The sequence below is a fragment of the Streptomyces sp. NBC_01485 genome (assembly GCF_036227125.1).
In the GTDB taxonomy this organism is placed as follows: Bacteria; Actinomycetota; Actinomycetes; order Streptomycetales; family Streptomycetaceae; genus Streptomyces.
This window is the reverse complement of the sequence record NZ_CP109435.1, coordinates 7,385,028-7,401,208: the sequence shown is the minus strand read 5'-3', so window position 1 is coordinate 7,401,208 and position 16,181 is coordinate 7,385,028. Positions and strand designations below refer to the sequence as shown.

The following is a 16,181-nucleotide window of genomic DNA, read 5'->3' as shown; positions in this document are numbered from 1 at the left end:
GCGAGCGGGTCGGGACGGGACCGGAGTCAGCCCTGACCGAACTTCTTGTCGATGAGGTCGAACAGGTCGTCGTCGGAGGCGTCGTCCAGTTGTTCGGCCAGGTCGGTCGTGGTGGGGGCGCCGGTGGCTTCGTTCCAGCGGGACACCAGGTCCTTCAGGCGGCGCGCGATCCTGGTCCGGGCGGCGTCATCGGGGGCGATCGTGTTCAGGGCGGTGGGGGTGACGGAGGTCAACGCCGCTTCGAGCCGGTCGAGTTCGGTCATCAGCGGGACGACGGGACCGTGGTCGGCGCCGGACAGCTCGGCGTCGAGCCGCGCGGCGAGCACGGTGGCGTTCGGGTGGTCGTACATGAGGGTGGTGGGCAGTTTCAGGCCCGTCACGGAGCTGACGCGGTCGCGCAGCTCGACCGCGGTGAGCGAGTCGAACCCGAGGTCCTTGAAGGCACGGTCGGCTTCGACCGCGTCGGCGGAGCGGAAGCCGAGGACGGCGGCGACCTGCGCGCGGACCAGGTCCAGCAGGATCCGCCGCCGGTCGGCGGGCGACTGCCCGGCCAGCCGCCGCGCCAGTTCGTCGGCGGCCTGTGGCTCGTCGCCCGAGGCGGCGGTCGATGCCGCCGCCTCGGCCGCCGCCATCGCGGCCATCTCGGGCAGCGCGGACAGCAGCGGGCTGGGGCGTACGGCGGTGAAGGAGCCGCCGAACACGGCCCAGTCGACGTCGGCGACGACCGTGTCCTGCGCGGTGGCCGCACCCAGGACGGTGGCCGTGCCCAGTGCGGCGAGCGCGGTGTGCGGCGGCAGGGCGCGCAGGCCCCGGCGGCGCAGGTGGTCCAGGATCTCCTGGCCGCCCGCCATGCCGCCGTCGGCCCAGGGGCCCCAGGCCACGGCCGCGGCGGTGCGGCCCTGGGCCCGGCGGCGGCGGGCCAGAGCGTCGAGGTAGGCGTTGGCCGCGGCGTAGCAGCCCTGGCCCGCGCTGCCCCAGACGCCCGCGATCGAGGAGAACAGTACGAACGCGTCCAGCGGCTCGTCGGCGAGCAGCTCGTCCAGGTACCGCGCGCCGAGCACCTTCGCCGCGACGAGGCCGGCCAGTTCGGCGGGGCCGGTGTCCTCGATGCGGCTGCTCTGCGGCAGGCCCGCGGCATGCACCACGGCGCGCGGCAGGTCGCCGGCCGCACGGAGCCCGTCGAGCAGGGCTGCCAGTTGGGGACGGTCGGCGGTGTCGCAGGCCGCCAGGGTGACGCGGGCGCCGAGCGCGGTGAGTTCGTCGGCGAGTTCACGGGCGCCGGGTGCGTCGGGGCCGCGGCGGCTGGTCAGTACGAGGTGCTGGGCGCCGCTGCGCGCAAGCCAGCGCGCGACGTGGCCGCCGAGCGCGCCGGTGCCGCCGGTGACCAGGACCGTGCCCGAAGGTGCCCAGGCGGGGGCCGCGGACCCGGCCGACCCGTTGGACCCGGTGGGGGCGGCGGGGGTGTGTTCCAGTCGGCGTGCGTACAGCCCGGCGGGCCGTACGGCCGTCTGGTCCTCCGGCCGGTCCAGGTCCTCCGGTCGGCCCTTCGACCTGTTCTCCATCTGTCCGAGCACCGCGCACAGCAGCTCACGGCCGCGCCCGTCCAGACGTTCCGGCAGGTCGACGAGGCCGCCCCAGCGGTTCGGGTGCTCCAGTGCGGCGACCCGGCCGAGCCCCCACACCTGCGCCTGGTCCGGCGCGGCGAGCGGATCGGCGGCCCCGGTCGAGACCGCGCCCCGCGTGGCACACCACAGCGGTGCGTCCACCTGGGCGTCGCCGAGCGCCTGGACCAGCGCGCTGGTCAGTGCCAGGCCGCCCGTCAGCGCGGGGTGGCCGGGGTACGGGTCTGCGTCCAGGCCCAGCAGGGACAGCACGCCCACCGGTGTCCGGGAGGCGGCGATGCCCCGAAGCCGTTCGGCGAGCGCCGCCCGGTCGTCGCCCGGGGCGACCGGGACGACCGTCACGACGGCGCCATGGCCGGTCAGGGCCTGACGTACGGCGTCGGCGAGGTCGGTGTGCGGCGAGCGCTCCGGAAGTTCCGCCAGCTCTGACAGCTCCGGCGGTTCCGGCAGCATCAGCAGCCACTCGCCGGTCAGCCGCACCGGCGTCGTGGGAGCGGGCAGCGGAACCCATGTCTCGCGGTAACGCAGCGCGTCCAGAGCCGAGCGTTCGCCCTGCCTACGGCGCCAGCCGGCGAGGGTGGGCAGTACGGCGCCCAGGGATTCGGCGAACTCGGGGAGGTTCTCGGGGAGGTCCAGCGTCGCGGCGAGGGCCTCCGGGTCCTCGCGGTCGACGGCCTCCCAGAAGCGCGCTTCCACGGTGTCCCGCACCGGTGCGGACCCGGCCGTCGACGGGGCCAGCCAGTACCGCTCACGCTGGAACGGGTACGTCGGCAGATCCACCGCCGCACCGCGCCAACCGCCGTACAGCGCGGGCCAGTCCAGGCGCCCACCGCGCGTGTACAGGGCCGCCGCAGCGGCGAGCACCCCGTGCGACTCCCCCCTCGTCCCGTCTCTTGCTTCGTCCCTTGCTTCGTCCCGTCCGGCCCGCAGCAGCGGCAGCACCGCGAGGTCGGCGTCGACGTCGTCGGCCACCGTCTCCCGTACGGAGCCCAGCAGCACCGTGTCCGGCCCGAGCTCGGCGAACGACGTCACGCCCCGGGCCCGCAGCGCCCGCACCCCGTCGGCGAACCGCACGGTCTCGCGAACGTGCAGCACCCAGTACTCCGGCGAGCACAGCTCCTCGGCGGTGGCCATCTCGCCGGTCAGGTTCGACACCAACGGGATCCGGGGCGACGCGTACGTCACCTGCTCGGCGACTCGGCGGAACTCCGCGAGCATCGGGTCCATCAGGGGCGAGTGGAAGGCATGACTGACCATCAGTTTCTTTACGCGCAGGCCCTGTTCACGCCAATGCGACTCCAGCTCCCCGACGGCTTCCGCCGCACCGGAGACCACGACCGACGACGGCGAGTTCACCGCCGCGATCGCGACCCGCTCGTCCAACTCGGGACGTACGTCCGCCTCGGTCGCCTCGACGGCCAGCATCGCGCCGCCCGCCGGCAGCGCCTGCATCAGCCTGCCGCGCGCCGCGACCAGCGTGCACGCGTCCTCCAGGGACCACACCCCCGCCACATACGCGGCGGTGATCTCACCGATGGAGTGGCCCGCGAGGAAGTCCGGCGTGACACCCCACGACTCCAGCAACCGGAACAGCGCGACCTCCACCGCGAACAGCGCGGGCTGGGTGAACGCCGTCTGGTCGATCAGCTCCGCGTCGGCCGAACCGGCCGCCGCGAACAGCACCTCATGCAGGGGGCGTTCGAGCAACCCCGAGAAGGCCGCACACACCCCGTCGATCGCGGCCGTGAACACCGGGAACGACCCGTACAGCTCCCGCCCGGCACCGGCGCGCTGGCTGCCCTGGCCCGAGAAGAGGAACGCCGTGCCGCCGGGGACGGCCCGGCCGCGTACCACGGACGGTGTCTCGCGGCCCTCGGCCAGCGCCTCCAGAGCGGCCACCAGCTCGGTACGGTCCTGTGCAGCATCTCCTGCGCCGCCCAGCACGACCGCCCGGTGCTCCAGCGTCGCCCGGGTGGTGGCCAGGGCATACGCCACGTCAGGCGCCCGCACGGCCTCGTCCCGCAGCAGCGCGGCGACGCGCAGGGCCTGCTCGCGCAGGGCACCGGCATCCCGCGCGGACAGCGGAAGCAGCGGCTCGGCGGGGGTAGGGGTGAGAGAAGGGGCGGGCACGGCGTCGGGCAGGGTGGCGTCAGGGGCCTGTTCCAGCACCGAGTGCGCGTTGGTGCCGCTGATGCCGAACGACGAGACCGCCGCACGGCGCGGCCGGCCGGTCTCGGGCCACGGCCGGGCCTCGGTCAGCAGGCTCACCGCGCCGCGCGACCAGTCCACCTCGCCCGACGGCCGGTCGACGTGCAGGGTGCGCGGCAGTGTGCCGTGCCGCAGCGCCATGACCATCTTGATGACCCCGGCCATGCCCGAAGCGGACTGCGTGTGGCCGATGTTGGACTTCACCGAGCCCAGCCACAGCGGCTGGTCCTCGTCGCGGTCGTGGCCGTACGTCGCCAGCAGGGCCTGCGCCTCGATCGGGTCGCCGAGGGCGGTGCCGGTGCCGTGCGCCTCGACTGCGTCGACCTCGGCGGGGGTGAGGCGGGCGTTGGCCAGCGCCTGACGGATGACGCGCTGCTGGGACGGGCCGTTGGGCGCGGTCAGTCCGTTGGACGCCCCGTCCTGGTTGACGGCCGAGCCACGGACCACCGCCAGCACACGGTGCCCGTTGCGCTGGGCGTCGGAGAGTCGTTCGACCAGCAGCATGCCGACGCCCTCGCCCCAGCCCGTGCCGTCGGCCGCGTCGGCGAAGGACTTGCAGCGGCCGTCGGCGGCGAGGCCGCGCTGCCGGCTGAACTCGGTGAAGATGTCCGGTGTCGCCATGACGGTCGCGCCGCCGACCAGCGCCATCGTGCACTCCCCGGCGCGCAGCGCCTGCCCCGCGAGGTGCAGCGCCACCAGCGACGACGAGCAGGCGGTGTCCACCGTCACCGCCGGGCCCTGGAGGCCGAGGCTGTAGGCGACCCGGCCGGACGCCACACTGCCGGTGGTACCGGTGAGCAGGTGCCCCTCCAGACCCTCCGGCTTGTCCGCCGTGCCCGAGCCGTAGCCGCAGAACGCCGACCCCATGAAGACACCGGTCACACTGCCGCGTACCGACTGCGGGTCGATTCCCGCCCGCTCCAGCGCCTCCCACGACGTCTCCAGCAGCAGCCGCTGCTGCGGATCCATCGCCAGCGCCTCACGCGGCGAGATCCCGAAGAACCGCGCGTCGAAATCGGCGACGTCGTAGAGGAACCCGCCCTCGGCCGCGTGCGAGGTCCCGGCACGCTCCCGGTCGGCGCCCAGCAGCCGGTCCACGTCCCAGCCCCGGTCGGACGGGAACGGGCCGATGGCATCCGCGCCTTCGGCCACCAGCCGCCACAGATCCTCCGGCGACCGGACGCCTCCGGGGAAGCGGCAGGCCATGCCGATGATGGCGACCGGATCCTCGGCGGACGGCAGGGTCACGGGTGCGGGTGCCTGCGGTACGGCCGCGGGCTCGTCGGTGCTGAACAGCTCGACGCCCAGCAGACCGGCCAGCGCACCGGCGGTCGGATGGTCGAACACCAGCGTGGCGGGCAGCCGCAGTCCGGTCGCCGCGTTCAGGCGGTTACGCAGCTCGACCGAAGTCAGCGAGTCGAAGCCCAACTCCTTGAAGGCACGGTCCGGATCGATCTCCTCGGGCGAACCGTGTCCCAGCACGGCCGCGACCTGCACCCGCACCAGTTCCAGCAGCCGCTTCGCCCGCTCGGCCGCGTCCAGCCCCGCCCATTGCCGTGCGAAGGCCTGGGCTCCGGTATCGGACGCCGCATCCCAGGCCCGGCGGCGAGGCGCGCTCACCAGGCCGGTCAGCAGCTCGGGCAGCGTCCCTGCGGCAGCGTGCTCGCGCAGCCCCGCCACATCCAGGCGCACCGCCGTGGGCGCGGGCGCCACTCCGTCCCGTGCCGCGTCGAACAGCGCCATGCCCTGTTCCGCATCGAGCGGCAACACACCGCTGCGGGCCATGCGTCGGACGTCGGCCTCGTCCAAGGTGCCGGTCATGCCACCGGCTTGGGACCACGGCCCCCAGGCCACCGAGGTCGCGGGCAGACCGGCGGTACGGCGGTTCGCCGCCAAGGCGTCCAGGTAGGCGTTGGCAGCGGCGTAGTTACCCTGACCGGCCGAGCCCAGCACACCGGCCACGGAGGAGAACAGGACGAAGGCGGCCAGGTCTTGGCCGGCTGTGAGTTCGTGAAGGTGCCGGGCCGCTTCCGCCTTCGGCGCCCACACGGTCGCCATACGGTCGGGGGTGAGGGCGGTGACGAGGCCGTCGTCCAGGACACCGGCGGTGTGGATGACGGCCGTCAGCCGCTCCGACTCCAACAGGGCTGCCACGGCGTCCCGTCGGGACACGTCGCAGGCCACTATCCGTACGGCGGCACCCAATTCGACCAACTCGGCGCGCAGTTCCTCCGCGCCGGGAGCGTCCAGGCCACGCCGGGAGACCAGCAGCAGATCGCGAGCGCCGTGCTCGACCACCAAGTGCCGGGCCACATGTGCGCCCAGACCGCCCGTGCCGCCGGTGACCAGCACCGTACGGTCCGGGTCCAGCGCCGCCGGAACGGTCAGCACAACCTTGCCGACATGCTTGGCCTGGCTCACGAAGCGGAAGGCGTCCTGGGCCTGGCGCACATCCCACGCCCGCACCGGAAGGGGTTCCAGCACACCGGCGCCGAACAGCTCCAGCAGCTCGGCCAGCAGCTCCGCGATCCGGTCCGGACCCGCCTCGAACAGGTCGAACGCCTGGTAGGACACAGCCAGTTCGGACGCGTCACGGACGTCGGTCTTGCCCATCTCCAGGAACCGGCCCCCTTCCGCCAGCACCGACAACGAAGCGTCGACGAACTCACCCGCGAGAGCATTCAGTACGACGTCGATACCGCTGAACTTCTCCGCGAAACCGGTGTCCCGGGAAGACGCGATGTGATCGTCGTCCAGGCCCAGACCGCGCAGCACATCCCACTTGGCAGGGCTCGCCGTAGCGAACACCTCAGCACCCAAATGCCGCGCAAGCTGAATCGCAGCCATACCGACGCCACCGGCACCCGCATGCACCAACACCCGCTCTCCGGGCTGCACTTGGGCCAGGTCCTGCCACGCGTACCACGCCGTCAGGAACACGATCGGCACCGACGCCGCCTCAGCGAACGACCAGCCCTCCGGCACCCGCGCCAACAACCGCTCGTCCGTCACCACCAGGGGACCGAACGCACCCGGCACCAGCCCGAACACCCGGTCGCCCACAGACAGACCACCGACCCCCGGCCCGGTCTCCAGCACCACACCCGCCGCCTCGATGCCCAGCGGCACCTCCCCGGGATACATCCCCAACGCGTTGAGCACATCACGGAAGTTCACGCCCGCGGCACGCACCGCGACCCGCACCTCACCCGCCGCCAAGGGAGCGGTGACCTCCTCGAACGGGACCAACTCCAGCGCGTCCAACGACCCCCGCGCCGCAGTGTCCAACCGCCACGCCTCCGCACCCGACGGCACCTCCAGGACCTCGTCAGCCCCAGGCCGCACCAGTCTCGGCACCGACAACTCGCCCTCGCGTAGAAGCAGTTGGTCCGCACCTGTGGACAGCGCCGCCGTGAGCACCGCCCACGACTCCGCCGTACCGTCGACATCGACCAGCACGAACCGGCCCGGGTTCTCCGCCTGCGCCGACCGGACCAGGCCCCACATTGCAGCCGCAGCCGCGTCCGGCTCGGTGGCCGCGCCGGTCAGGATGGCCAACCGGCCGCCCGACGCCCGGCGCAGCCACTCCTGGAGGAGGGGCAGCACGTCAGCCGGCGCGCCCGAGGCGTCCAGCCGGACCAGCACATCTCCGCCGTCCGGCACCTCGGCCAGGCCGCCGACGCGGCGCGCGACGGCGAGACCGGCGGGCACCGGCGCCTGGATGTCGTCGCCCTCCGTGTCCAGCAGTACCCACGTGGGGCCGGACGGTGGCTGCGGCAGCGGCTGGCGCAGCCACCGCACCTCGTAGAGCGGCGCCTCGTGACGGCTCGGCGGCATGGCCGTCGCCTGGCGCATGACGAGCGCGCCGACCGACAGCACCGGCTGCCCGGTTCCGTCGACGGCGGTCAGCGAAACCGTGTCCGGGCCGCTGGCCACCAGCCGCACTCGCAGCAGCCCCGCGCCGACGGCGCTGACCGAGACGGCCGACCAACTGAACGGCAGTCGCCCCGGCCGCCCCTCGCCGAGCGCACCGAGCCCCACGCCGTGCAACGCGCCGTCCAGCAGCGCCGGATGCACCCGGAACCCTTCGGCGTCGCCGCGCCGATCCTCCGGCAGCGCCACCTCGACGTACGTCTCACCGTCCCGCGACCAGGCCGCCCGCAGCCCCTGGAACAGCGGTCCGTAGACGTAACCGGCCACCGCCAGACGTGCGTACAGCTCCTCGACCGGCACCGGTTCGGCTCCGGTGGGCGGCCAGACGGTCATCTCCGGCTGAGGCTGCGGCAGTTCGTCGGAGACGGTGCCGAGCGCGTGGCGCGTCCAGTCGGCGTCGGTGCTGTCGGCGGGTCGCGCGTAGACGCCCAGAGTCCGTCGGCCGGTGTCGTCGGCGGGCTCGACCCGGACCTGGACCCGTATCGCCGTGTCCGCCGCCAGCACGAGCGGTTCGGTGAGCGTCAGGTCCTCGAGCAGCGAGCAGCCGACCTCCTCGGCGGCCCGTACGGCCATTTCCACGAACGCCGTGCCAGGCAGCAGCACCGAGCCCATCACCTGGTGCTCCGCCAGCCACGGGTGGGTACGCAGCGACAGCAGTCCCGTCAGCAGCGTCGTTCCCTCACCGGCCACCGTCACGCTGCCGCCCAGGAGCGGGTGGGCGACCGGCTCGACCCCGAGCGCCGACACGTCGCCGAGCCGCAGCGGCCCCGGCTCGGGCCAGAACCGCCGCCGCTGGAAAGCGTACGTCGGCAGATCCACGCGCCGGGCGCCCGTCCCGGCGAAGCAGGCCTCCCAGTCGGGCTCCGCGCCGCGCGCGTACAGGGTCGCCAACGCGTAGTTGAGCGACGACGGTTCGGCGCGGTTTTGACGCAGCGTCGGACAGCAGACGGCGTAGTCCGCGTCGGCCAGGGTCTGCTGCGCCATGGCCGACAGCACCCCGCCGGGACCGAGCTCGACGAACGTACGGACGCCGTGGCCGTACAACGACCGCACACCGTCAGCGAAGCGGACAGCCTCACGGACGTGCCGGACCCAGTACTCGGGCGAGCACAGTTCCTCGGCCGTGGCCATCTCGCCGGTCAGGTTGGAGACGAGCGGGATACGCGGGGTCTCGTAGGTCAGGCCCTCGGCCACGCGGCGGAACTCCGCCAGCATCGGGCCCATGAGTGGAGAGTGGAAAGCGTGACTGACCGTCAATTGCTTGACCCTCAGGCCCTGTTCACGCCACTTCGACTCCAGCTCCCCGACGGCTACGGCGTCACCGGACACCACGACCGACGACGGACCGTTGACCGCAGCGATCGCGACGCGCTCGTCCAGGTCGGGCAGTACGTCCGACTCGGACGCCTCCACCGCCAGCATCGCGCCACCCTCGGGCAGAGCGCCCATCAGCCGACCACGCGCAGCCACCAGCGTGCACGCGTCGTCCAGGGACCACACACCCGCCACATACGCGGCAGCCACCTCACCGATCGAGTGACCCGCCACGAAGTCCGGCGTCACACCCCACGACTCCAGCAGCCGGAACAGCGCCACCTCGACCGCGAACAACGCCGGCTGCGTGAACTCCGTCCGGTCGATCAGCTCCCCGCCCTCGAACAACACCTCCCGCAAGCCCTCGAACCGCGCACACACCTCGTCCAACGCATCCGCGAACACCGGATAAGCGGCATACAACTCCCGCCCCGCACCCACCCGTTGACTGCCTTGACCCGAGAACAGGAACGCCGTACGGCCCTCCGCCACTGGCCCGGTCACGCCCTGTCCGGCCGCCACCTCGCCGAGACGGGCGAGCAGTTCGTCGGCGTCGGCCGCGACCAGCGCGGCACGATGTCCGAGAGCGGCACGGGCGGTCGCCACCGTCATCGCGACGTCGGCCACCGGCAGTGGCCTGGTCGTCAGGTGGTCGCGCAGCCGTTCCGCCTGGGCGGCCAGCGCGGCTGGGCTGTGGGCGGAGAGGGGTATGACGACCGGGTTGGATGTGGCTGGTCGGGCAGCGATGTCAGTCGCCGGGGCCTGTTCGATGATCACGTGCGCGTTGGTGCCACTCATACCGAACGACGACACAGCGGCACGGCGCGGCTCACCAGACCCCTCCGGCCACACCACGTTCTCCGTCACCAACTCCACCGCACCCGCAGACCAGTCCACATGCGGCGTCGGAGCATCCACATGCAACGTCCCCGGCACCACACCACGACCCAACGCCAACACCATCTTCATCACACCGGCCACACCCGAAGCCGCCTGCGTATGACCGATGTTCGACTTCACCGACCCCAACAACACAGGACGCTCCACCGCCCGACCCTGCCCATACGTCGCCAACAACGCCTGCGCCTCGATCGGATCACCCAACGCCGTACCCGTACCGTGCGCCTCCACCACATCCACCCCGGACGCCGACAGCCCCGCATCCGCCAACGCCTGCCCGATCACCCGCTGCTGCGCCGGACCATTCGGCGCCGTCAACCCATTCGACGCACCATCCTGATTCACCGCCGACCCACGCACCACCGCCAGAATCCGATGGCCATTGCGCTGCGCATCGGACAACCGCTCCACCAGCAACAACCCCACACCCTCACCCCACGACGTACCATCCGCCCCCGCCGCGAACGCCTTGCACCGACCATCCACCGCAAGACCCCGCTGACGCGAGAACTCGACGAACGAGCCCGGCGTGGCCATCACGGCCACGCCTCCCGCCAGGGCGAGTGAGCATTCCCCCCGCCGCAGCGCCTGCACCGCCAGGTGCAGGGCCACCAGCGACGACGAGCACGCCGTGTCCACCGTCAGGGCCGGGCCCTCGAGCCCGAACGTGTACGCCAGCCGGCCCGAGACGACGCTCGCCGCGTTGCCGGTGATCAGGTGTCCCTCGGTCGGGGTGGCCGAGTCGCGCAGGAGGGCCGTGTAGTCAAGGCTGTTGGTGCCGACGAACACGCCGGTGCGTGAGCCGTGCAGCGCGTCGGGGGCGATGCCCGCGCGTTCGAAGGTCTCCCAGGCGGTCTCCAGGAGGAGCCGCTGCTGCGGGTCCATCGCGAGCGCTTCTCGCGGCGAGATGCCGAAGAAGGCGGCGTCGAAGTCGGCCACCGCGTCGAGGAAGCCGCCTTCGCGGGCGTAGCTGGTACCGATCCGGTCGGGGTCCGGGTCGTACAGCTCGGCGAGGTCCCAGCCGCGGTCGGCGGGGAACGGCCCGACCGCGTCCCCGCCACCCGCCACCAGCTCCCACAACTCCTCCGGCGAACCGACACCACCCGGATAACGACAGGCCATACCGACGATCGCGATCGGCTCACCGTCCGCCAAGTCCGCTGCGGTCTGCCGCTGTTCGCCTGTCGCGCCGTCGGCGTCGGCGTTGCCGTCGCTGTCGCCGTCGGGCAGCAGCAGGGCGAGCAGGTGGCCGCTCAGGGCGTATGCCGTGGGGTGGTCGAAGACGAGGGTGGCCGGCAGGGCGGCGAGGCCCGTCCTGGCGGTGAGACGGTCGCGCAGTTCGACGGCGGTCAGCGAGTCGAAGCCGAGATCCTTGAAGGCTCGCTTCGGCTCTACGGCGGTCGGTGAGGTGTGGCCGAGCAGGGCGGCGATCTCGGCCCGCAGCAGGTCCAGCAGTGCGGTGGCGCGGTCGGTGACCGGCGTGCGGTCGAGCACGGCGGGCCAGGGGGCGCTGCCGGTTGCGGTTCCGGTTGTGGTTGCGGTTGTGGTTGTGGTTGGGGCGACTGTGGCGGCGGTGAGGGCGGCTGCGGCGGCCGGGATCGTCGCGATCAGCGGACGCGGGCGGGCGAAGGCGTAGCCGGGGGCGAAGCGCTGCCAGTCCATGTCGGCGACGACCGTGCACGGGCCCGTCGCGTGCTGGAGCGCCAGCAGTGCGCGGTGCGGGGCCATCGGGTTGAGGCCGCGTCGGCGCAGATGGTTCTCGGCTTCCTGGCCGGCCGCCATGCCGTCGCCCGCCCAGGGGCCCCAGGCGACGGCGGTCGCGGGCAGTCCCTGGCCGGCGCGGTGTTCGGCGAGGGCGTCGAGGTAGGCGTTGGCCGCCGCGTAGCCGGTCTGGTTTGCGCTGCCCCAGACACCGGCGACGGACGAGAACAGCACGAAGGCGTCAAGGTTCTGATGCAGCGTCAGTTCGTGCAGGTGGGCCGCGCCCAGGGCCTTGGCGGCGGTGATGTCGGCCAGGTCGTGCCCGCTGGTCTCGGCCAGTGGGCGGTACTGCGGCTGCCCGGCCGCGTGGACGACGGCGGTGAGGGGGTGGCCGTCGGCGGCGAGGCCGTCCAGCAGGGCCGCGAGCTGCTGCCGGTCGGCGACGTCGCAGGCGGCGAGGGTGACGCGCGCACCCAACTCAGCTAGTTCCGCGCTGAGTTGCTCGGCACCGGGGGCCAGGGGGCCGCGCCTGCTGACCAGGACCAGGTGGTCGGCGCCGGCCCGGGCCGCCCAGCGTGCGGTGTGGGCGCCGATGCCGCCGGTTCCGCCGGTGACCAGTACGGTGCCGCGCGGCTGCCAGCCGACGGTGCCGTCATCGGCGGAGGCGTGGGTGGGGGCGGGGGCGGGTTCGAGACGGCGGCCGAAGACGCCGGAGGCGCGGACGGCGAGCTGGTCCTCCTCGGCTCCGGCTCGCTCGGGGCCGGCTCGCTCGGGGCCGTTCGGCTCGGGGCGGTTCAGCACGGCGCACAGCCGGGCGGCGGCCCGCTCGTCGAGGTCCGGGGGCAGGTCGACCAGCCCGCCCCAGCGGTCCGGGTGCTCCAGCGCCACGGCCTGGCCGAGGCCCCACAACTGGGCCTGGCCGGGGGCGGTGAGCCGATCGGCACGGCCGGTGCTGACGGCGCCCTGGGTCGCGCACCACAGCGGTGCGGTGATGTCGGCCTCGCCGAGGGCGCGTACCAGAAGCGCGGTGGCGGCCAGGGCACCGGACGGCCGGTGCGATGCGGGGTGCTCGGGGTGCTCGGGGTCCGTGAGCAGCGGGCTGAGCAGCGGGCCGAGGAGCGACAGCACGCCGTCGGGGGCACTGTCGGGGGCGCTGTCGGCGACGGCGACGGCGGCGCGCAGCCGGTCGGTCAGTGGAGCAGCGACGGTGTCCGCCGGGTCCGCTTCCACCACGGCGTAGGTGTGACCGTGGGCGGCCAGGGCGCGGGTGACGGCCCCGGTGAGCGGGTGGCCGTCGGCTGCGTCGTCGGTGACGCCGTCGGTGGCGTGCTCGCGTGGCACCACCAGCAGCCAGTGGCGGCCGTCGGCGGCGGCCGGGCCGGGCCGCAGCGGGGTCCAGCCGATCCGGTAGTGCCAGCCGGTGACCGCCGCCCGGTCCCGGCTGCGGCTGCGGTAGTCCGCGAGCACCGGCAGCAGGTCGTGCACCGTGTCGGCGTCGGGCTCCAGCCGCAGGGCGCGGGCCACGGCCGCGTGGTCGTGCCGCTCCACTGCGGTCCACAGCTCGGCGTCGGCGACCGGTTCGGCCGCGCCCCGGAGTTCGGGGGCACCCTGGAGTTCGGTGGCGGCCGGTGCGGCCCAGTAGCGGCGGTGCTGGAAGGCGTACGTCGGCAGGTCGGTGCGGCGGGCGCCGGTGCCGTCGAGGACGGCCGTCCAGTCGATGCCGGTGCCCCGCACGTGCAGGGCGGCCAGTGCCGTGGTCAGGCTGTGCGCCTCGGTGCGTGCGGTGGTGCGGGCGGCGGTGCCGACGTGCAGCAGCGGTACGGCGGTGACCGGCGCGTCCGCCTGCGGTACGCCGTCGCGGACCAGCGCGGACAGGACCGCGCCCGGGCCGACCTCCACGAACGTCCTCGCGCCGCGCCCGTGCAGCGTACGGACGCTGTCGCCGAACCGGACCGCCTCGCGGGCATGGCGCACCCAGTACTCCGGGAGCCGTACCTCCTCCAGGACCGGTTCGCCGGTGAGGCCGGACACGAGGGGGATGCGCGGGGCCTCGTACGTCAGGCCTTCGGCCACCCGCCGGAACTCGGCGAGCATCGGGTCCATGAGCGGAGAGTGAAAGGCGTGACTTACCGTCAGTTTCTTGACTCGCAGGCCCTGTTCACGCCAGCGCGACTCCAACTCTCCGACGGCTTCCGCCGCACCGGAGACCACGACCGACGACGGCCCGTTCACCGCCGCGATCGCGACCCGCTCGTCCAGCTCAGGCAGTACGTCCGCCTCGGCCGCCTCCACCGCCAACATCGCACCGCCCGAGGGCAGTTCGCCCATCAGCCGGCCCCGCGCCGCCACCAACGCGCACGCGTCCTCCAGCGACCACACCCCGGCGACGTACGCCGCCGCGACCTCGCCGATGGAGTGCCCCGCGACGAAGTCCGGGGCGACCCCCCACGACTCCAGGAGCCGGAACAGCGCCACTTCGATCGCGAACAGCACCGGCTGGGTGAACTCCGTACGGTCGACGGGCCCGTCGTCCTCGAAGGCGACGTCGCGCAGCGGCCGGTCCAGAAGTCCGTCGAACCCGGCGCACACCTCGTCGAGCGCCCGCGCGAACACGGGAAACGTGTCGTACAACTCCCGTCCGGCGCCCGCGCGTTGGCTGCCCTGGCCGGGGAAGACGAACGCGGTGGCGCCGTCGGACACCGTGCCGGTCAGCGTGCCGGCGGCGGCCGTGCCTGCGGCGACGGCGCGCAGCCCGGACAGCAGGGCCGCCCGGTCGGCGCCGACGACGGCGGCCCGGACGGGCAGCCCGGCCCGGCCGACGGCCAGCGAGAGGGCGATGTCGGCGTCGGCGACCTCGCCGAGGGCCGATCCCGCCAGGGCGTCCGCGAGGCGCGCGGCCTGCGCGGGCAGCGCGTCCTGCGAGGCCGCCGACAGCAGCCAGGGCAGAGCGCCGGGAGCACGCGTCGCGCCACCGGCGGCGCCGGTGGCGACGGCCGGTACGCCCTCCGAGACGCCCCCCGCTGCCCCCGCCGCCTCTGCGACGGCTCCCGCGACGGCCTCGACCGGCGCCTGCTCCAGCACGATGTGGGCGTTCGTCCCGCTCACTCCGAACGACGACACCGCTGCCCGGCGCGGCTGGCCCGTGTCCGGCCAGTCGATGGTCTCGGACAGCAGGGAGACCGCGCCCGCCGACCAGTCGACGTGCGGGGACGGGGCGTCCAGGTGCAAGAGCGCGGGCAGCTTTCCGTGCCGCATGGCCATGACCGTCTTGATGATCCCCGCCACCCCTGAGGCGGCCTGGGTGTGGCCGATGTTGGACTTCAGGCCGCCGAGCCACAGTGGCCGGTCGCCGGTGCGGCTGCGGCCGTAGGTGGCCAGCAGGGCCTGTGCCTCGATGGGGTCGCCGAGCCGGGTGCCGGTGCCGTGGGACTCCACGGTGTCGATCTGGGCGGCGGACAGCCGGGCGTTGTCCAGTGCCTGCCGGATGACCCGCTGTTGGGACGGGCCGTTGGGGGCCGTGAGGCCGTTGGACGCGCCGTCCTGGTTGACGGCGCTGCCACGGACCACCGCCAGCACCGGGTGACCGAGCCGCTGCGCGTCGGACAGCCGCTCCACCAGCAGCATGCCGACGCCCTCGCCCCACCCCGTACCGTCGGCGGCGGCGGCGAACGGCTTGCAGCGGCCGTCGGGCGCCAGCCCGCGCTGCCGGCTGAACTCCACGAACGCGTCCGGGGTGGCCAGCACCGCCACACCGCCGGCCAGCGCGAGGCCGCACTCGCCGGCGCGCAGGGCCTGTACGGCCAGGTGCAGGGCCACTGACGAGGAGGAGCAGGCGGTGTCCACGGTCACCGCCGGGCCCTCCAGGCCCAGGGTGTAGGCGATGCGGCCGGAGACCATGCCGCCCGCGTCGCCGGTGAGCGCGTACCCGTCGCCGCCGTCCTCGGCGGCGCGGACCACCGCGCCGTACCCGGCCGGAGAGGCGCCGACGAAGACGCCGGCCTGCCGGCCCCGCATGGTGGCGGGATCGATCCCGGCGCGCTCGAACGCCTCCCACGAGGCTTCCAGCAGCAGCCGCTGCTGCGGGTCCATCGCCACCGCTTCGCGCGGGGAGATCCCGAAGAAGTCCGCGTCGAACTCCCCCGCGTCGTCCAGGAACCCGCCGTGCAGGGCGTCGCTGGCGCCGTCGCGGTCCGGGCCGCGCCCGGCCAGCCGGTCCAGGTCCCAGCCCCGGTCGTCCGGGAACGCGCTGACCGCGTCCCGCCCGTCCAGCAGCAGGTCCCACAGCTCCTCGGGCGACCGCACCCCGCCAGGCAGACGGCAGCTCATCCCGACGATGGCGATCGGCTCGTGCGCCTGGGACTCCAGTTCGCCGATCCGGCGCCGGGACTGGCGCAGCTCGCCGGTCATCCACTTCAGGCGGGTGAGGAGCTTGTCTTCGTTGGACATGTCACGCCACTTCTGGGAGTGCTGGTTCTGGGAGTGCTGGCTCGGGACTGGAGGTCG

1 protein-coding gene is annotated in these 16,181 nt (G+C 73.7%); it reads right to left on the bottom strand.

All coding sequences use genetic code 11. The features are described from left to right. Window positions 1–26: 26 nt before the first annotated feature. Entirely contained in the window at window positions 27–16,124 is a 16,098-nt protein-coding gene (locus OG352_RS33285; RefSeq protein WP_329222046.1) for a type I polyketide synthase, read from the bottom strand. Window positions 16,125–16,181 lie beyond the last annotated feature (57 nt).